The organism is Streptomyces sp. A18, from assembly GCF_059026065.1.
In genome coordinates this window covers 144,388-162,386 of the sequence record NZ_JBWLKL010000012.1, presented here as the reverse complement: position 1 = coordinate 162,386, position 17,999 = coordinate 144,388, and the positions used below count along the sequence as shown (strand labels likewise).

Annotated in this window: 14 protein-coding genes; 8 read left to right on the top strand and 6 right to left on the bottom strand. The window is 70.0% G+C overall.

Features of this window, described 5'->3' with window-relative positions; genetic code table 11:
• Nucleotides 1-139 precede the first annotated feature (139 nt).
• The 3 genes from AC5P1C_RS21115 to AC5P1C_RS21105 are packed head-to-tail and all read left to right on the top strand — an operon-like array spanning nucleotide 140 to nucleotide 3,241.
• Nucleotides 140-1,297: an ROK family glucokinase gene (locus tag AC5P1C_RS21115; protein WP_493867430.1), complete on the top strand. Its 1,158-nt coding sequence runs from the start codon at nucleotides 140-142 to the stop codon at nucleotides 1,295-1,297.
• Nucleotides 1,298-1,301: 4 nt separating this feature from the next.
• Nucleotides 1,302-1,895, top strand: coding sequence for a sugar kinase (locus AC5P1C_RS21110; protein WP_493867429.1), 594 nt, complete (start codon nucleotides 1,302-1,304; stop codon nucleotides 1,893-1,895).
• A gap of 53 nt (nucleotides 1,896-1,948) precedes the next feature.
• Nucleotides 1,949-3,241, top strand: a complete 1,293-nt coding sequence (locus AC5P1C_RS21105) for a sulfite oxidase (RefSeq protein ID WP_493867428.1) — start codon at nucleotides 1,949-1,951, stop codon at nucleotides 3,239-3,241.
• 598 nt (nucleotides 3,242-3,839) lie between these two features.
• Here the strand turns inward: AC5P1C_RS21105 and AC5P1C_RS21100 are convergent.
• The 6 genes from AC5P1C_RS21100 to AC5P1C_RS21075 all read right to left on the bottom strand — a co-directional run bounded on the left by AC5P1C_RS21100 (nucleotide 3,840) and on the right by AC5P1C_RS21075 (nucleotide 12,270).
• The gene (locus AC5P1C_RS21100) at nucleotides 3,840-5,873 is read right to left on the bottom strand and encodes a TerD family protein (RefSeq protein ID WP_493867427.1); all 2,034 of its coding nucleotides are present in this window, start codon (nucleotides 5,871-5,873) and stop codon (nucleotides 3,840-3,842) included.
• A 164-nt stretch (nucleotides 5,874-6,037) separates the two neighbouring features.
• The gene (locus AC5P1C_RS21095; RefSeq protein WP_493867426.1) at nucleotides 6,038-7,087 is read right to left on the bottom strand and encodes a beta family protein; all 1,050 of its coding nucleotides are present in this window, start codon (nucleotides 7,085-7,087) and stop codon (nucleotides 6,038-6,040) included.
• Between the two features lie 236 nt (nucleotides 7,088-7,323).
• A complete protein-coding gene (locus AC5P1C_RS21090) occupies nucleotides 7,324-8,259 on the bottom strand; it encodes an ornithine cyclodeaminase family protein (RefSeq protein WP_493867425.1) in 936 nt (311 codons plus the stop codon).
• 70 nt (nucleotides 8,260-8,329) lie between these two features.
• Nucleotides 8,330-9,907: a PucR family transcriptional regulator gene (locus AC5P1C_RS21085; protein WP_493867424.1), complete on the bottom strand. Its 1,578-nt coding sequence runs from the start codon at nucleotides 9,905-9,907 to the stop codon at nucleotides 8,330-8,332.
• 112 nt (nucleotides 9,908-10,019) lie between these two features.
• Entirely contained in the window at nucleotides 10,020-10,892 is an 873-nt protein-coding gene (locus AC5P1C_RS21080) for a GNAT family N-acetyltransferase (protein ID WP_493867423.1), read from the bottom strand.
• A gap of 37 nt (nucleotides 10,893-10,929) precedes the next feature.
• Nucleotides 10,930-12,270, bottom strand: a complete 1,341-nt coding sequence (locus AC5P1C_RS21075) for a serine hydrolase domain-containing protein (protein WP_493867422.1) — start codon at nucleotides 12,268-12,270, stop codon at nucleotides 10,930-10,932.
• Between the two features lie 418 nt (nucleotides 12,271-12,688).
• Between AC5P1C_RS21075 and AC5P1C_RS21070 the strand changes: the two genes are divergently transcribed.
• From AC5P1C_RS21070 to AC5P1C_RS21050, 5 genes are read left to right on the top strand one after another with little or no spacing between them, the layout of a single operon-like run.
• Nucleotides 12,689-14,257: an ABC transporter substrate-binding protein gene (locus tag AC5P1C_RS21070; protein ID WP_493867421.1), complete on the top strand. Its 1,569-nt coding sequence runs from the start codon at nucleotides 12,689-12,691 to the stop codon at nucleotides 14,255-14,257.
• 1 nt (nucleotide 14,258) lies between these two features.
• Entirely contained in the window at nucleotides 14,259-15,323 is a 1,065-nt protein-coding gene (locus AC5P1C_RS21065) for an ABC transporter permease (RefSeq protein ID WP_493867420.1), read from the top strand.
• On the top strand, nucleotides 15,320-16,183 hold the full coding sequence (locus AC5P1C_RS21060) for an ABC transporter permease (RefSeq protein ID WP_493867419.1): 864 nt from the start codon (nucleotides 15,320-15,322) through the stop codon (nucleotides 16,181-16,183). The genes AC5P1C_RS21065 and AC5P1C_RS21060 overlap by 4 nt, the downstream gene beginning before the upstream one ends.
• Entirely contained in the window at nucleotides 16,180-16,938 is a 759-nt protein-coding gene (locus AC5P1C_RS21055) for an ABC transporter ATP-binding protein (RefSeq protein WP_493867418.1), read from the top strand. The genes AC5P1C_RS21060 and AC5P1C_RS21055 overlap by 4 nt, the downstream gene beginning before the upstream one ends.
• Nucleotides 16,935-17,840, top strand: a complete 906-nt coding sequence (locus tag AC5P1C_RS21050) for an ABC transporter ATP-binding protein (protein WP_493867417.1) — start codon at nucleotides 16,935-16,937, stop codon at nucleotides 17,838-17,840. Before AC5P1C_RS21055 ends, AC5P1C_RS21050 begins: the two co-directional genes overlap by 4 nt.
• Nucleotides 17,841-17,999 lie beyond the last annotated feature (159 nt).

The following is a 17,999-nucleotide window of genomic DNA, read 5'->3' as shown; positions in this document are numbered from 1 at the left end:
GTCGCGTCTGCCGGGCCGCCCGGCAGACGCGACTGCGGCATCTCTCGGGCCGAGCGCGCGGTTCCCCGCGCCCCTGACGGGGCCGAGCCCCGTATCCCCGTTGTGCGCGCCCACGCGAGTGTGAGGCAGAATCGCCGCAATGAGCACCTACCGCGACCTCGCGCACCGCGGCTCCGCCCGAGCCACCGTTCTGCGGACCGTGGGCACGCGGGAGCGCCGATCCCATCTCACGGCGCCCCGCGTCCCCACCGTCGGCATCGACATCGGGGGCACGAAGGTGATGGCGGGCGTCGTCGACGCCGACGGCAACATCCTGGAGACGCTCCGCACGGAGACCCCGGACAAGTCCAAGAGCCCCAAGGTCGTCGAGGACACCATCGTCGAGCTGGTCCTCGACCTCTCCGACCGGCACGACGTACACGCGGTGGGCATCGGCGCGGCGGGCTGGGTCGACGCGGACCGCAACCGCGTCCTGTTCGCCCCGCACCTCTCGTGGCGCAACGAACCCCTCCGCGACCGCATCTCAGGGCGCCTCGCGGTCCCCGTGCTCGTCGACAACGACGCGAACACCGCCGCGTGGGCCGAGTGGCGCTTCGGCGCGGCCCGCGGCGAGGACCACCTGGTCATGATCACGCTCGGTACCGGCATCGGCGGCGCGATCCTGGAGGACGGCCAGGTCAAGCGCGGCAAGTTCGGGGTGGCCGGCGAATTCGGGCACATGCAGGTCGTCCCCGGCGGCCACCGCTGCCCCTGCGGCAACCGCGGCTGCTGGGAGCAGTACAGCTCCGGCAACGCGCTGGTCAGGGAGGCCCGCGAGCTCGCCGCGGCCGACTCCCCGGTCGCGTACGGGATCATCGAGCGGGTCAAGGGCAACATCCCCGACATCACGGGCCCCCTGATCACGGAATTGGCCCGCGACGGCGACGCGATGTGCGTCGAGCTGCTCCAGGACATCGGCCAGTGGCTGGGCGTCGGCATCGCGAACCTCGCGGCCGCCCTCGACCCGTCCTGCTTCGTGATCGGCGGCGGCGTCTCGGCCGCCGACGACCTCCTGATCGGCCCGGCCCGCGACGCGTTCCGCCGCCAGCTGACCGGCCGCGGCTACCGCCCCGAGGCCCGCATCGCCCGCGCCCAGCTGGGTCCCGAGGCGGGCATGGTGGGCGCCGCCGACCTGGCGCGCCTGGTGGCCCGCCGCTTCCGCCGGGCGAACCGCCGCCGGGTGGAGCGCTACGAACGCTATGAGCGCTACGCGGAAGCGCGCCGCACCACCGACCGCACCTCTCAGGGAACCCAGTAATCAGATGACCGTGCCCCGCCAACCCTCGTCCCCGGACTCCCCGGATCCCGCCGACGGGGCCGGCCGTCCCCGCGAGGGCCGCCGCCACATGATCCGCCGCCGCTGGCTCACGGCCACGACGATCGTGATCCTGATCGGCGTACCGGCCGGCTATCTGGTGATCTCCGCGAACCAGAGCCGCAACAGCGGCCGCGACAAGGAGGCCAAGTACTCCGCGACCGGCCTCACCGCGGGCTGGCCCTCCAAGGTGCAGCGCCGCCTCTACGACGTGCCGATCCCCCCGTACTCCAGGGAGGTCGCGTACTACGAGACGAACAACTGGCGCACCAGCCGCCTGTACGCCCAGTTCCTGACGAGCAACAAGGGCCTCGACAAGTTCCTCAAGCGGATCGGCTCCAGCACGAAGGCGCTGGAGAAGAACGACATGACGATCAGTAAGCGCGACCGCAAGGTCGTCGGCTGGGAGTTCACGGACCCGGGCCCCTGGCTCGGCCTCACCCACGTGAAGAAGGACCCGGCTCCGACCCTGGACGTGGTCGTGAACCGCGCCAATCCAGAGCACCCCATGGTCTATGTAGTGTCTACGACAACCCCGTAACTGGCGTGTTTCATCGGTGAGTTGCCCCAGGGGCGGCTCGTACGATGGCGCGCATGATCTCCAAAGAGACGTCCGAAGCGTCCGAAGGGTCATCCGAAGCGGAGTACGACAGACGCCGACGTGCCCAGTGGCTTGCGGGGGAGGCGCGGGCGGACGGGGCGGCCCGCAGGGACATGCTGCGACTGCTCGCGGCGGCGGGCGGGGCCGGCGCGGTAGCGGCGCTTGGCGCCCCGATGGCGGCGGCGGCCCCGGCGCCGAGCGGGCCCGGCATCGTGAAGCTGCTCCCCGCGGACCGCTTCACGCTCCGCGGCACGAACGCGGAGACGAAGTTCGAAGCCCTCGCCGGGACGGGCCACTTGACCCCCGCATCGCACTTCTTCGTACGCAACCACACGGCGACGCCACGCCTGGACGCGAAGACATGGAGCCTGCGGATCTGGGGCGACGGCCTGAAGGGCGGTGGGGCAAGGGAGTTCACGCTCGCCGACCTCAAACGCCTCCCGTCGACGTCGCGCACCGCCTTCGTCGAATGCGCGGGCAACGGCAGAAGCTTCTTCACCACCCAGCAGCGCGAACCGGCCTCCGGCACGGCCTGGACCCTGGGAGCGATCGGCAACGCCCGCTGGCGCGGCGTGCGCCTCTCCGAAGTCCTGCGCAGGGCAGGCCTATCGCGCCACGCGGTGGACGTGATGCCGAGCGGCCTGGACGCGGAGTACGTCACGGACGACGGCACGAACCTGGGCAGGGTCCGCCGCCCGCTCCCGCTCTCCAAGGCCCTTGACGACGTGCTCCTCGCCTACGAGATGAACGGCGCCCCGCTGCCCGCGGACCACGGCTACCCGGTGAGGGTCCTGGTCCCGGCGTGGGTGGGCATCGCGTCGATCAAATGGGTGGGCGACATCGAGGTCTCGTCACACCCCCTCTTCTCGCCCTGGAACACGCAGTTCTACCGCCTGTTCGGCGACGCGTACCCCCCGGAGGGCAGCGCACCCCTGACCCGCCAAACCCTGAAGTCCGCCTTCGAACTCCCGTGGAACGCAAGCATCGAGGCGGCCACGACCCATCACCTCACCGGCCGCTCATGGTCGGCGACGGGCGCCATCAGCCGAGTGGACATCAGCACGGACGCGGGCACGACCTGGCACCGCGCCCACCTCAAGGACACGCCGCACCGCGCCACTTGGACCCGCTGGACCACGCCATGGCACCCCAACACCCCTGGCCCGACGACACTCCTGGCCCGCGCCACGGACACCACGGGCCGCACCCAGCCGGAGGTGACGGCGCACAACGCGCAGGGGTATTTGTTTGATGCGGTGGTGCGGCATGCGGTGCGGGTGGTGTGAAACAGTTCGAACGACCCGAGGGAGAGATCCTGGTGCGCGTCCTGATATCCGTCCTACGGAAGCGCAGAGACGCGTCGGCACTGGGCTGACACCCTCGCACAGCACGTGGACTTCACAGAGGGGCGTTACGCGGAGGTGCTCACCACGCAACAGGCGGACCTGCTCTCGGATTTGCACCCGGAAGGCACGGCGGGACGTCCTGACTCTCTTCGAACAGTCCCGCCAGAACACCCGCAAGGCAGCGCTTGAGGAGCAGCGCACACGACGGACCTCGTACAAACGAAGCAAGCGCCTCATGGTCGTCAACCGCCACGAGTCCGTCTTCGTCAGCGAGTTCAGGCAGCAACTCCTGGCCGAGGGGCGCACAGCGGATCGCTTTTACTGCCCCGGCGGTATCAGCGATCTCTGCCCTCTTCCCGGATCGCCCGACCACGGAGGACATCGCCCTGCTGCACTGCTATGGAGTCGATTGCGTCCACCGCGTTGCTCAGGGGATCTTCGAGAAGGTCCCGGCACCGCGAGGGTGCCGGGACCGGATGCGTCAGATGTGGTCGGGGTGAGGCCAGTGACTACCAGCCGACACGAATGAGCTGAGCCGCTAGGCGGGGTCGCCCTGCTTCGTGCGCCCGGCCTGGCGCTGCCCCAGAGGGATGACCACGGTCGAGTGGAAGCGGTCGACGGCCGAGTCCACACTACGAATGAAGCCGGATTCAGCGTTCCCCCGTGTGTTTCCCACGCTCTTGGAGAGCGAGAGCCGGAATCCGCTGATGCGCTGGGATCCCGTCGGCAGCAGATCACCGGGTTCGGGACGCAGCCGCTCCAGCGTGCCCCGCGGGCCGGTTCCTTCGTCCTCGAGGAGGGTCTGGACGTGCAGGTCCGCAGGCGCCTCGCTGAGCTGTTTCATCAGCCGCTTCACCCAGGTGAGCGGATACCCCTGGTCCGGTGCCGGGACCTCGATGGACGTCCTCAGCTTGCCGAGGCGCAGATCGGCGCTGATGGACAGAACGCCGGGCGCTCCGTCGACCCGGATCTCGGCGTGAAGTCGCCCGTCCTCACCGAGGCGGTCCGCCAGTTGCGCGCGACGTGACTGGGGATCGGTTCCCCGTTTGGCGCGCTGCACCGGCACGACGTTCGTGCCGAGTTCGCCGCCGAGCCGCAGGCAGACCTGTCGGATCAGGCGTTCCCAGCTCTCGACGACCAGCACGGTGCGGGGATCACCGGGGGAAATGGTCTCGTCGTCGATGCCCTTGCGCACGGGAACCCAGGCCGGCCCCATGTTCTGGAAGCCATGGCAGCCTGAGTTCTCGTGCTGGAGGTAGTGGAGCAGCTCCTGCAACAGCCATGCGTGGGCTTGATGACGTACACCTTCATGGCGGATCAACATCTGGGCCTGGTGTGTCACTTCGGCCCAAGAAAGGTGCCATAGCGCGACCTTGTGCTTGCGGCGGCCGTCGACCTTGACGTCGATGAGCGGGCTTCCTTCCAGGGCCACGTCGTTGGAGACGGTGATGACGGCTTCGTACCCACGCCGGGCGGCGATGTCCATGTAGTCCTGGATCTGCACATCCCTGAGGGAGTTGCCGTTGGTCTTGGTCTCCACCAGCGCCGTCCACAGTCGTCCGGCCCGTTCGACGCGGATGACTCCGTCCGGGCGCTTCGGATTCTCGCCGTGGGGGAGGGTGACTTCGGTGTAGGTCTCCATACGGCCCGCGGGGGCCCCGAAGGCGGCAGTGAGACGACGCCCGAACTCGGGAACCTGAGTCATCACGGACAGCAGGATCGAAGTGGCTTTCGTTTCACGCTCCCGGTCACTCTTCAGCGACGCGGCAGGGAAAAGCCGGGACGCACGCCACGCGTCGTTCTCTGCCAGGGAGGCCTTCGACGCCTTGGGAAGCGTGACCTTCTTCTTGGCCGTACGCAGCCGGCGCGGGGGTCCAGAGACGGGCGATTCCTGGGTTGGCCGAGCAGAGAGGGCTGACGGCGCCTCGGTGTTCGGATCGGCTTCGGCTGTCGCCTGTGGTGCCGCGGGTTCTGCCGCCTCCCCCGCCGCCTCGCCCACTGTCTCGGCTTCGGCCTCCTGATCGTCGTCCTCGTCGATTTCGATGCCGTAGTCGGTGGCCAACCCCGCAAGGCCCGTGTCGTAGCCCTGCCCCACGGCCCGGAATTTCCACTCGTTGTTGCGCCGGTAGATCTCACCGAAGACGAACGCGCTCTCCACGCTCGCGTCCGCGATGGCAAAGCCGAGAACAGCGTCGCCGGATCCGTCAGTCAGGGAGAGGCGGAGGTTCTCCAACTCGCCGAACTGCGCCCGCTGGTGACGGCTCGCGGCAATGACAATGCTGTCGACGTTCGCCGGGATGGCGCTCAGGTCCAGCCGAATTCGGTCCTCGTTCCCGTTCTCCGTCGGAGTGATCCCGAGAAGCTGCACGCTGCCGTCTGCTGCGGCGGGGTTGTTGTAGAAGAAGAAGTCGGAGTTGCTGCGGACTTTCCCCTCCTCGCTCAGAAGCAGTACGGAGACATCGGCGTCGCCTTGACCGCTCGGACTGCTCCAGCTCAGGCTGACGATGACGGAGTCTGCATTGGTGCTGAGAGCAGACAGAGTTGCGTTGGCGCCTTTGACGATTTCATGCAAGGCGAGATCCCCCCACGGGATGGCAAGACTGTAAGGCAACGGCCGAACTGCCTTTGTTGGACGAGAGATGAAGCTCTCCCCAAGAGCTTGCGGTGAAGCCTACCCGTCTTGGGTGTGATGCCCTGCCTGTATGAGAAGAGTCAGGAACTCTCGTTCAGCCGATGTCAGCTGTCACCTGACGAGAGCTGTTGGGTGACCACTGCCAGATGATGGGAGGTGGCCCAGGCTCGCCAAAGAGTGGCATTCCCTGCTGTCGGCCTCATCCGTCGGGCACAGAGTGAGAGTTGCTGATCACCCCAGGAGGTGGCAGCCCCCTGACGGGGCCAGTGAGGAGAGTCTGTCAGGCGCTCGCAGAGCGAGAAGAAGTCATCGTTATTGCCCCGTTGTCGGCGGCGATGTACGTAGACCTGCCAGGTGTCATTGACGGTGTAGCGGATATTCGGGTCAGGATTTCCTCCCCCGGGTTTCGGTACGCTCGGGCATGTGACCCCGTAGTCCGCGAAGTCCGGGAGCATGCGTTGACGTGAGGCAGTGACTTTCTGCCAGAGGGTAGCGTCGCGTCGGGGAACTGGGGTGATGCGGCCACGCGGAAACCGGACCTTGTCCAGTCGCGCCGGAAATGCTCCTGCGCCGACGGTAATGCTTTGCCATGGAAATGTATTCAGCCAATCAAGAGTCTCGGAGATGCGTGATGTCAGCTCGTTGACATCGTCGTCTGAATGGATGGCACCGGCGTCGATGAGCACCTCGAGGTCCTCGCAGTCCAGCCGCATCTCTTTGAGGAGGGAGTTCAATCGTCGCCAGGCAGAGCGCTGGTCAAAGCCCAACTGCGGCGGTGGGAGCCGTAGTACGGCACTGGTCTCGTAGTGCCGGGCCCGCTCTCCTGCGACGCGGAGGGTTTCAGGAGGGGAAGTGAGCCTGACGACCAGACGGAGAGGGATGGAGCGCTCGTCGAAGACGGTGGCGACCCATACAGCAGGCGGTACCCACGCGGTGCCCAGCCTCCGCAGCTCCGTGATGGCTGTGCAGTCAACAGCGACGGTCATCCCCGGAGGCAAGTGCTCCATCGCACTGTCGGCCATGGTCTGCAAGGGATCCATTGCGCCAGGCATGGCCTCCAGCACAGGGCGGATGGCCGATTGCATATTTGGCGACACCTTTCCGAGCGCCTGAATCTCGCCGAGTTTGCCTTTCAGGATCGGTACGTACGCCATCGGCGCTCCCGAAGATGCCCTTGCCCCGCCTAGTCCGAGGGTCCGATCGGACACGGGAGGCAGGAAGAGTAAATTCGGTCAGGAAAGGCTTATTTCCGATCAAACGATGCGGTTGATGGCTTATGAGGCTCCGTCTGCTGTCTGGCAGGGGCGCATGCTTCCTGAGTGCCGGAGCAGAAAGCCCGGCCGGCGTTCGTGTGGTTTTGGATCTGAGACGCGCCTGCCGAGTCGGAACCCTACTCAGCCTTCCACCGCTCGTACGCCGCCGCTCCCACTCCCAAGTCCTCCCAGGCCATCCCCGCCGACTTGAACAAACGGGGCCGGTCCTGCGGGACCGTCACATCGCCGCGTACCAGCGCGTCCAGTGTGTGCAGTCGACCGGCGTCGAAGGCGCCCGCTCCGATGGCGAGGACGATGTCCCCGCACTCCCGCAGCGCCACCTCGCGGGACTCCGCCACGACCAGGCCGCGCTCCAGGAGTCCCTCGCCGACCTCCCGCGCGTCCGGCTCGTGCGAGCCCACAGCCGCCACCGTCGCGTGGGGCGGGAGCAGTGTGCTGTCGAAGAGTGGTTCGCGGGCCGTCGTGCAGCAGCAGACCACGTCGGCCGTCGCGACGTCCGCCGGGGTCGCGGGCGCCGCCGACAGGCCGGCCCCGCGGCACCGGTCGACGAAGTCCGCCACCCGCTCGGGGTTCCGCGCCACCACGTCCACGTGCTCCAGCGTCGGGCGCACCGCGCGGACCGCCTCCACGTGGCCCCAGGCCTGGGGGCCGGTGCCGAAGACCAGGAGGCGGCGCGTGTCCGGGGTGGCGAGGTGCCGGATCGCCGCTCCCGAAACCGCGGGCGTACGCAGTGACGTCAGGGCGATGCCGTCCAGGAGGGCCAGCGGGGTGTGGGTCTCGCCGTCCAGGAGGAGGTACACGCCCTGGACGCGGGGGAGTTCGCGGGCCGCGTTGCCGGGGGTGACCGTGGCGATCTTCACCCCGGTGTACGACGCCGTTGAGGACGGCATCAGCAACAGTTGCCCGCCCGGTACGCCCACCACTCCCCTCGGAGCTTCCGCCTCCGGGTCCAGGCCCGCCTTGAGGACGGCTTCCACCGCCTCGGTCGCGGCGGACATCGGGACGAGCCGGGCGATCGCCTCGGCATCGATGTAGGGCGGGGCGTCACTCATGCCTGGTCCTTTCGGGGGCTGCCTGGTCGGGGCCATTCCACCAGAACGCCGCCACCGGCCGGACCGGCGGCTAGGGGTCGAGCCGCAGGTGGAGCATCGCCTCGAAGCGGGCTTCGGGGGTGGACAGGTCGAGCCCTGACACCTTGGCGAGGCGCTTCAGGCGGTAGCGGAAGGTGTTGGGGTGGACGTGCATGGCGGCCGATGCGGAGATGACGTCGCCGAAGGCGTCGAGCCAGGCGGCGAGGGTCTCGGTCAGCGTCATGTTGTGCTCGGCGTCGTAGGCCCGCAGCCGGACGATCGGGCTGTCGGGATCGCCGCCGTCGGTGGCGATCCGGTCGGCCAGTTCGAGGAGCAGGGCGTCCACGTAGACGGCGCCGAGGCGGGCGGTCCTCAGGCCGGGCCGCCGCTCGCGCAGGACCCGCAGGGCCCGGTCGGCCTCGGCGCGGGAGCGGCGCAGGTCCTCGGGCCTGACCGCGACACCACCGACCCCGATCACGGCGGATGCCCGGTCGCCGATCCGTTCGAGGAAGGACTCGGCGACCCGCCGGGCCGCCTCGTCCGACGCGGCGGGCAGCACCGCGTAGGTGACGCCGCCGAGCGTGGCGGTGGCCGTCCTGGGGTGGATCGCGTTCAGATGGAGGGCGAGCGCGCCCGCGATCCGGTCGGCGGCCACGACCCGGTCGGCGGCAGGCGAGGTGTCGGTCGCCGCGAGGGCAAGGACACAGGCGGGCTGCTGGGAGAGGCCGAGCCGGGCGGCGGCACCGGGAGCGCCCTCGCCGCCTTCGAGGAGGGTGGCGAGCAGGTCGGCGCGGAGCCGGTGCCCCACGTCCTCGCCCGCCCTGCGACGCAGCAGATGCAGTGCGGCGACCTTGGCCGCGTCGCTCAGCGCGCGCTCGCCGTCCCCGGTCAGCGGTTCCTTGACCACGACCCAGATGGAGCCGAGGATCTCCCCGCCCGCGCGGACCGCGATCGCGACCCGCGGCTTCGCCGCGATCCCCTCCAGGTACAGGGGCTCGTCGTTGCGGTACAGCGAGCGGAACGCGCCGCGCTGCTCCAGGGCCCGCAGCTTGTCCGCCGGGACCTGGCGGTCGAGGATCGTCGCGATCCTGGCCTCGTCACCCTCGTCCTGACGGCTGGAGAAGGCCAGCACCCTGCCGTCGCGGTCCTCGACGGTCACCGGACCGTCGAGGAGCGCGGATATCGCGTTGGCCAGCGCGAACAGGTCTCCGGCGAGGGGCTCTTCGGCCGGCTCCCCGACGAGTTCATCGACCGAGAGCATCGACCGCAGGAGCGCGGCGACCTGCGCCCAGGACGCGCCCGCCATCAGGCCGAGCACCGGGATCGCGGCCTTGTCGACGGCCGCCTCCACCAGGGCGTCCACGGCGATCGGGGCCCGCACGATCACGGCCGCCGCGCCGAGCCCGGCCGCTCGCTCGACCAAGGTCGCGACCTCGTCGGCGCCGTAGACCCCGACGCCGAGGACGATCGCCCCCGGCAGCCGTGCCGGGGTGTCCTGCGGGTCGTGGATGAGCACCCCGCCGACCGGCCGCGCCGGATCCGGTTCGCCGACCGTGGACACGATGAAGGTCGACCCCAGGTCGGCGAGGACGCGGCCGAGGGGTGCCGCGCCGCGGCCCCGCCGGTTCATGTCCCCACCCGCCGGGGCGGGTTGGCACTCCGATGACGGCGTCGCGTACGTCCTTCGGAGCCCCGACCGCGAGGCAGCAGGCTACGACGGCGTGGCTGTGCGTCGCCGATGGTCATCGGTTGTCCGCCTTCCGTTCGATGAGGTAGCGGCCGTCGCGGGTGAATCCGGTGATGGCCGCTCCATCGGCGAGCAGGCCGCCGAGGGTCTCGCGCAGCGCTGAGCGCCAGGCGTGGGCGGCCTCCGGTCGCTCGGTGCGCAGTGCCTCGATGTCGGACGGGACGCGGACACTGACGCAGGGACCGTCGAGCGGTCCGCGGACGGGCAGTCCGTCCGCGTCCGCGTCGAGGCCCGCCGCGGCGTCCGGTGGCACGGACGCCTGGTGGTGCCGTCGGACGCAGGCATCGGCGACGGCGGGGTCGGCCAGGTTCCAGCCGACGAGCAGCCGGTCGGACCCCTGGCCCTCGTTGACGCCGTCGTCCATGACACCGTAGAAGTCCGGCAGGTACTCCTTTGCCACCGCGCCCAGCTTGGCGAGGTTGAAGTGGGCGTTGCGGCTGATCAACGGGTCGAAGGTCCAGGTCACCTTGGTGATGCCGCGCTCAAGTGACCAGGAACGCTGGTGGACCTTCAGCGCGAACCCGACGTTCCGGCCGCGGGCCCGCGCGTCGACGCCCGCTATGTGCGAGTGCAGCCCGCTCTCCGCGAGGAAGCCGACGCACACACCGACCAGCAGATCAGCCTCGTACGCACCGGCCTCGTACGCACCGGCCACATAGCTGCCCGAGTGCTGAAAGCCCCTCAGCAGCGCCGTGGTCAGCAGCGGGTTGCCCGCAGAGGGCCGCCACACCCGGTCGAGCAGCTCGCAGGCGGCCAGGAACTCCGCCTCGCGTGACAGCTGCCTGATGGTTACGCCGGACCGCAGCTGAGCCAGGGCGGACGCGGCATCGGCCTCGGTCAGGGCGTGCACAGTGGGGTGCTCGGTCAAGGTCGCCTCGCAGGTGTCCGGTCCGGTGACGTAGTGGTCAGGAGAGCTGCAGGGGGCGGATCGCCGGGCGCGTGGCCGCGGCCTCGCCGCCGGAACTCGCACCGGCCCCCGCGCCCGAGTCGCCGGAACTCGCACCGGCCCCCGCGCCCGAGTCGCCGGAACCCGCATCGGCCCCCGCGGCCTCGCCGCCGCCGGGACAGAAGACCGCCTCCATCACGGCGACGGAGATGCCGCCCTGATCGACCCAGTCGCCGTTGATGTTGACGCTGGCGGACTTCGATCCGTCGCGCAGGCTCATCGACCACGACAGCGAGCCGTGGATCGTGCCGCCGTGCCCCCACACCTTCACACCGCAGGACAGCTTCTGGGCGATCAGGCCCAGCCCGTACTCGGTGTTGGGAATCCAGTTCTCGGTCTGTACGGCCGTGAACATCTCCTTCTGCTCGGCGGGGCGCAGCAACTTGCCGTTGAGCAGGGCGCCGTAGAACCGGTTGATGTCGCCCGCGGTGGAGATCATGTCTCCGGCCGAGCCCGCCCACGTCGCGCTCATCTCGGTCACGTCGTGGACCGGGGCTCCGGGGTCGGGCTCCATGAGCTTGGAGTAAGCCCTTCCGTGCGGCCCGGAGATGCTCGTGCTCCGACCCGGCAGATACGTGCCGGACAGACCGAGCGGCCCGATGATCCGCCGGGTCACCTCGGTGGCGAGGGGATGCCCCGACACCTTCTCGGCGATCATCCCGGCGAGGATGAAGTTGGTGTTGGAGTACGCCCACGACGTGCCGGGTGGGAAGGCCGGCGCATGGCTCATCGCCGTCCTGACGAGTTCCTTGGGCCGGACGCTGTCGAAGCGGTGGTCGAGGAAGCCCTGACCGACCAGCTTGGCCAGGACCTCCGGGTCGTTCGTGTAGTCGAAGATGCCGCTGGTGTGGTTCAGCAACTGCCGCACGGTGATCGCGCCGCCGTCGTGGCCGTTGCCCTGCACCACGCCCGGCAGCCACTTCTCGACGGTGTCGTCGAGGCTGAGCCGCCTCTCGCCCACCAGCTGGAGCAGGACCGTGGCGGTGAACGTCTTGGTCGTGCTGCCGATCCGGTAGCGGTCGTAGGACTTCAGCTTGCGGCCGGTCGCCGTGTCCGCGACGCCGGACGAGCCGAACCACCGGGTGGGGCCGTCCTTGACCTCGGCGAGCATGCCGGGAGCCCCTCCCTCGCTCACCGCTCGGTCGAGCACACGCTGGACGGCGTCGTTCTTCGTCGCGGGTCCGGCGGGTCCGGCGGGTCCGGCGGGCGCGGCGGGCGCGGCCACGGACGCAGCCGGTGACGCGACCATGACCATGGCCGCGATACTCGCGACGAGGACAGCTCTGGGACGACGGAACATGGGGCTTCCTTTCGGAGCGGGCTGGCAGGTACGCACTCCCGGGCAGTGCCTCCGGGAGCGGGCAGTGCCTCCGGGAGCCGACATCGTCCCCAGCTCCGGCGCGCTCTGGCTAAGGACAACACGACGTAATCCCGCCCACCGATTGGTGCCGCGCTACGAACCCGGCCGGCGACGCCCCTGGACCGGGACCGCCAAGTGCCCTTGGGACAGCGGCACATATCGGCGCGCTTCCCTTCGTACGACGGTCCGAAGAGGCGTCCCGGTGGCTGGCCTAGCGTTCGCTGTTACCTCGTCACGGCCCGTACGACGTGCCTGTATGACGCGACTGACGTGCATGTCCTACGTGACCAACGGGTGACTCACGCAATCCGCGCGACGTCAACTGCCTCGCGCTGCCGTCCGACCTGGAGGTCCTCTCATGGCGTCCCGCACGAACCTGACGGCCCTGCTGCTCGCCACCGCTGTGGCGCTGGCCGCCTGCTCCGGTGGCGGTTCGCGCACACCGGCGGCCGGTGACAGGACGCTCGTCATCGACACGTCCTTCGACCTCAAGACGGCCGATCCGGGACGGATGTACGAGGCGACCGGCCTCTTCGTCGGCAAGGCGGTGTACGAGACGCTGCTCACCTTCGACGGCGGTGACGTGACCAAGCCGGTGCCGGCGCTCGCGGAGTCGTTCGAGCTGTCGGACGACGGCAAGGTCCTTACGCTCAAGCTCCGTTCGGGCGCGAAGTTCAGCGACGGCTCCGCGCTCACCGCCGACGACGTGATGTTCTCGCTGACCCGTCTGCGCGACATGAAGGGCAACCCGTCGTTCCTCCTCGACGGCGTGGAGGTGGCGAAGACCGACGACTCCACGATCACGCTGACGTCGAAGAAGCCCAACCCCGCGCTGCCGTACATCCTGCCGAACCCCACCCTCGGGATCCTCAACAGCAAGGTCGCCAAGGCACACGGCGCGACGACCGGGCCCAAGGACAAGGCGGAGCAGTACCTGAACAAGACGTCGGCCGGGTCGGGGCCCTACACGATCGAGTCCTTCAACGTCAGCAACCAGGTGGTGCTGCGGGCGAACAAGAAGTACTACGGCGACAGACCCACGTACGACAAGGTCGTCATACGCAACGTCGAAGCGGCCACCCAGAAGCTCAACGTGCAGCGCGGCGACAGCCAGGTGGCACTGAACCTCTCCGGCGACCAGGTCAAGGGCATGCCCGCCACCGTGCGGGTGAAGCGGACCGCGTCGGCCAACGTGATCTATCTGCACCACAGCAGGAACAAGGCGATCAGCAAGGTGACGTCGAACCCCAAGTTCGTGGAAGCCGTACGCAAAGGCGTCGACTACGCGGGCCTGCTCGAACTGGCGGGACAGGGGTCGGTGCAGGCGCCGGGCATCATCCCCTCCCAACTGCTCGGCGCGCTCCCGCCCGAGAAGGCGCCCGAGCGCGATGTGGCCGGAGCGAAGGCGGCACTTGCGGAGAGCGGGCTGACCCATCCCAAGGTCAAGCTGGAGTACCCGAGCGAGCTCACCGTGAACGGCCTCTCCCTGCAGCCCCTGGCCGAGCGCATCCAGTCCAACCTCAAGGAGGTCGGCATCACCGTCGACCTCGCACCCGCCCCCCTCACCACCGCGGCGGACAACTTCCGCAACGGCAAGGAGGAGATGGGCCTGTGGTACTGGGGCCCGGACCACCCCGACCCCAGCGGCTACCTGGTGTTCCTGCCCGGCAAGATGATGGGCCTGCGCGTCGGCTGGAAGGCGGGCGCGGCGAAGGAGCTCGAGGCCTCCGGCGAGAAGGCCGCAGCCACGATCGGCGAGGACGCGCGCAAGCAGGCCTATGCCGACGTACAGACCCGGCTGAACGCGTCGGGCCCGTTCGTCCCGCTCATCCAGCCCGGCCAGAACATCGTGACGGCCGACTCGGTGACCGGACTCGCCTACCACCCGGTGTGGACCGTCGACGTGGCCGACCTCGGTGCGAAGTGACATGACGACCACCCGGAATCGCGTCCGGCGCCCGCCCCGCCGGAGTAGGCCTCTCCTCCGCTTCCTCGTCCGCAGGGTCCTCGTCGCGATCCTGCTGGCCTGGGGCATCACGCTGGTCACGTTCATGCTGACGAACCTGGTGCCGGGCGACCCGGTGGCGGCGAACCTGGGGCAGCGGGCCGCGGGCGACCCGGCGGCCGTGGCGCAGTGGCGGTCCGAGCACGGGCTCGACAAACCGCTCCCGCAGCAGTACGTGCTGTTCCTTGAAGGCCTGCTCCACGGCGACCTGGGCACGAGCCAGCAGTCCCACCGCCCGGTCAGCGAGGACCTGGCGGAGTTCGTGCCCGCGACGCTCGAACTGGCGGGCGCCGCGATCCTGGTGTCGCTGGTGCTCGGTGTGGCCTTCGGCCTGATCGCGGCCCTGCGCAGGGACCGCCTCGCGGACCACGTGCTGAGGATGCTGAGCCTGATCGGCGTCTCGGTGCCGACGTTCTGGCTGGCGCTCCTGGCGTTCTACGTCTTCTTCTACCGCCTGCGACTCACTCCTGGCAGCGGCCGGGTCGACCCCGGCATCGGAGCGCCGGAACCCGTCACAGGACTGCACACGGTGGACGCGGCGCTGGCCGGCCGGTGGGACATCTTCGGCAGCGCGCTCGGCCATCTGATCGTGCCCGCCCTCGTCCTCTCGCTCTACACGATCGGCCTGCTGACCCGCTTCACCCGCAGCGCGGTCCTGGAGGTGCTCGGCCAGGACCACGTCCGCGCCGGCCGGGCCAAGGGCCTTCCCGGCCGGGTGATCCTCTTCCGCTACGTGCTGCGCTCCGCGCTCGTGCCGATCATCACGGTGGCGGGGCTCGCGTTCGGCAGCCTCCTGTCGGGCACCGTGCTGGTCGAGGCGATCTTCGCCTGGCAGGGCGTCGGCCAGTACGCGTACAAGAGCGCCACCACCCTCGACCTGCCCGCGATCCTGGGGGTCGGCCTGGTGGTGAGCGGCGTCTACTTGGCGATCAACCTGCTCGTGGACGTCCTGTACGGCGTCATCGACCCCCGGGTGAGGCTGCGATGAGACAGCTGCGCAGTGCCATGGAACGACTGCCCGACGCGTGGCGGCGGCCGCAAGCCGTCGCCGGAGCGGTGGTGGCGCTGGCGTGGCTGGTGATCGCCGCCGCCGCGCCCCTGCTCGCTCCGTACGATCCGCTCGCCCAGGAACTGCCCCGCCTCGCCGAACCGGGTCCCGGGCACTGGTTCGGCACCGACCAGCTCGGCCGCGACGTCCTCAGCCGGGTCCTGTACGGCGCGCGTGTGTCGATCCCGCTCACCCTGCTCCTGGTCGCCCTGTCGGTCCTGATCGGCGGATTCCTCGGCGGTGTCGCCGGATACTTCGGACGGTGGGCGGACGAGGTGATCATGCGCCTCACGGACCTCGTCTTCGCGTTCCCGACGATCATCTTGGCCATGGTGGTGGCGGCCGCGCTGGGCGCCAGCCTCACGAACGCGGTGTTCGCCGTGCTCGTCGTCGCCTGGGCGTCCTACGCACGCGTCGGCCGCGGCCTGGTCCTCGCCGTGCGCGAGCGGGAGTTCGTGCTCAGCGGGAGGCTGCTCGGTTTCTCGGTGTGGCGCTCGCTGCGCGTGGACGTGCTGCCCAACGTGGTGGGCCCCGTCCTGGTGCTCGCCACGCTCGACATGGGCACGGCACTGCTGCTCCTGTCCGGCCTGTCGTTCCTGGGCCTGGGCGCCAAGCCGCCGTCCGCCGAGTGGGGGGCGATGGTGGCGTCGGGCATGGAGGTGTTCGACAGCTGGTGGGTGGCCACGTTCCCGGGCCTCGCGATCCTCACCGTGGTGCTGGCGTTCAACTTCCTCGGTGACACGCTGCGCGACGCCCTCGACCCCCGTACGGCCCGCACCGTGAAGGAGCGTGCGCTGTGACCCTGACCATCACCGATCTGCGGGTGTCGATCCGCGGGACACAGATCCTGTCCGGCGTCGACCTCGCCCTCCACAAGGGGCAGGTGCACGGCCTCGCCGGGGAGAGCGGGTCGGGCAAGACCATGACGGGCTTCGCCGTCCTGGGGCTCCTGCCGCACGGCGCGCGGGCGAGCGGGCGCATCGACCTCGCGGGGCGCGACCTGCTGGGGCTCCCGGACAAGGAGCTGGGCCGGGTGCGCGGCAACGACATCGCGATGGTCTTCCAGGACCCGTCCACCAGCCTGCACCCCATGCTGAGCGTGGGCAGGCAGCTGACCGAGCACATGCGGCCGCACCTGGGCATCGGCCGGGCCGAGGCGCGGGAGCGCGCCGTCGAACTCCTCGCCAAGGTCCGCATCCCCGGCCCGGCCGAGGCGTATCGGCGCTACCCGCACCAGTTCTCGGGCGGCATGCGGCAACGTATCGCCGTCGCGGTCGCGCTGGCCTGCGACCCCCAGGTGCTCATCGCCGACGAGCCCACCACCGCGCTCGACGTGACCGTGCAGGCCGGAGTCCTGCGGCTGCTGCGCGGCCTGTGCGACGAACTCGGCCTCGCCGTCCTGCTCATCACGCACGACCTCGGTGTCATGTCGGCGATCGCCGACGAGGTGAGCGTGCTGCGCGACGGCCTGGTCGTGGAGTCGGGCGCACGGGACTCCGTCCTGCGCGCGCCCTCCCACCCCTACACCCGCTCGCTCCTGGAGGCCCTCCCGTGACCCTGCTGAGCATCTCCGATCTCGTCGTCGAGCACCGTTCCCCCGGGCAGTCCGCCGTCAGGGCTGTCGCCGGGGCCGGCCTCACGGTCGCCGCGGGCGAAGTCGTCGGCCTCGTCGGCGAGTCGGGGTGCGGCAAGTCGACGCTGGCCCGTGCCGTCTGCGGGCTGCACGCCGCGGCGGGCGGCTCCATCACGTTCGACGGCCGGCCGGTCACCCCGCTCGGCCTGCGGCGCAGGACGCTGACCGGCATCCAGATGGTCTTCCAGGACCCGTACGCCTCGCTCAACCCGCGGCGCCGTGCCGGGGACCAGATAGCCGACGGCCTGCGCGTCCGCGGCGGCGCGGGCACCCCGGCCGACCTCCTCGAACGCGTCGGCCTTCCGCGCTCCTTCGCCGACCGCCATCCGCACGAACTCTCCGGCGGCCAGCGCCAGCGCGTCGCCATCGCCCGCGCGCTGGCCGCCGGCCCCCGGCTGCTGATCGGCGACGAGCCGATCTCCGCGCTCGACGCCTCCGCGCAGTCCCAGATCGCCACCCTCATGCGCGACCTGGCCGTGGACTCGGGTGCCGGCCTCCTCTTCATCAGCCACGACCTTTCCGTGGTCCGCCTGATCGCCGACCGGATCGCGGTCATGTACCTCGGCAAGATCGTCGAGGTCGGCGAGACCGCCGCCGTCTGGGCCTCGCCCCAACACCCGTACACCCAGGCCCTCTTGCGCGCCATCCCCGCCCCCGACGGCCTGGGCAACCTGCCCGCCGAGCTCCCCGGCGACGTCCCCGACCCCGCCGCCCCGCCGTCGGGCTGCCGCTTCCATCCGCGCTGCCCGCACGCGATGGACGTCTGCCGCGCGGAGGAACCCGACTTCGGCCCGGCCGCCTGCTGGCTCCACACCCCCTCGTGAGCCTCCTGGCCGTCCGCGGCTCACGTCAGGCGCCTCCTCTGCCGTAGACAGGCGAGGCCGATGACGGTGAACGCGGCGGGTGCCGACGACTCCGGGGCCGGCCGTGTCCGAGGCCAGCAGCGCACCGGGGAAGTTCTCGACGAGCAGGTCGAGGTTGTC

Coding starts and splice junctions, on each gene's coding strand:
- AC5P1C_RS21115 (WP_493867430.1), top strand. CDS start 140: ATGAGCACCTACCGCGACCTCGCGCACCGCGGCTCCGCCCGAGCCACC.
- AC5P1C_RS21065 (WP_493867420.1), top strand. CDS start 14,259: ATGACGACCACCCGGAATCGCGTCCGGCGCCCGCCCCGCCGGAGTAGG.
- AC5P1C_RS21090 (WP_493867425.1), bottom strand. CDS start 8,259: ATGAGTGACGCCCCGCCCTACATCGATGCCGAGGCGATCGCCCGGCTC.
- AC5P1C_RS21070 (WP_493867421.1), top strand. CDS start 12,689: ATGGCGTCCCGCACGAACCTGACGGCCCTGCTGCTCGCCACCGCTGTG.
- AC5P1C_RS21075 (WP_493867422.1), bottom strand. CDS start 12,270: ATGTTCCGTCGTCCCAGAGCTGTCCTCGTCGCGAGTATCGCGGCCATG.
- AC5P1C_RS21095 (WP_493867426.1), bottom strand. CDS start 7,087: ATGGCGTACGTACCGATCCTGAAAGGCAAACTCGGCGAGATTCAGGCG.
- AC5P1C_RS21085 (WP_493867424.1), bottom strand. CDS start 9,907: ATGAACCGGCGGGGCCGCGGCGCGGCACCCCTCGGCCGCGTCCTCGCC.
- AC5P1C_RS21060 (WP_493867419.1), top strand. CDS start 15,320: ATGAGACAGCTGCGCAGTGCCATGGAACGACTGCCCGACGCGTGGCGG.
- AC5P1C_RS21110 (WP_493867429.1), top strand. CDS start 1,302: ATGACCGTGCCCCGCCAACCCTCGTCCCCGGACTCCCCGGATCCCGCC.
- AC5P1C_RS21105 (WP_493867428.1), top strand. CDS start 1,949: ATGATCTCCAAAGAGACGTCCGAAGCGTCCGAAGGGTCATCCGAAGCG.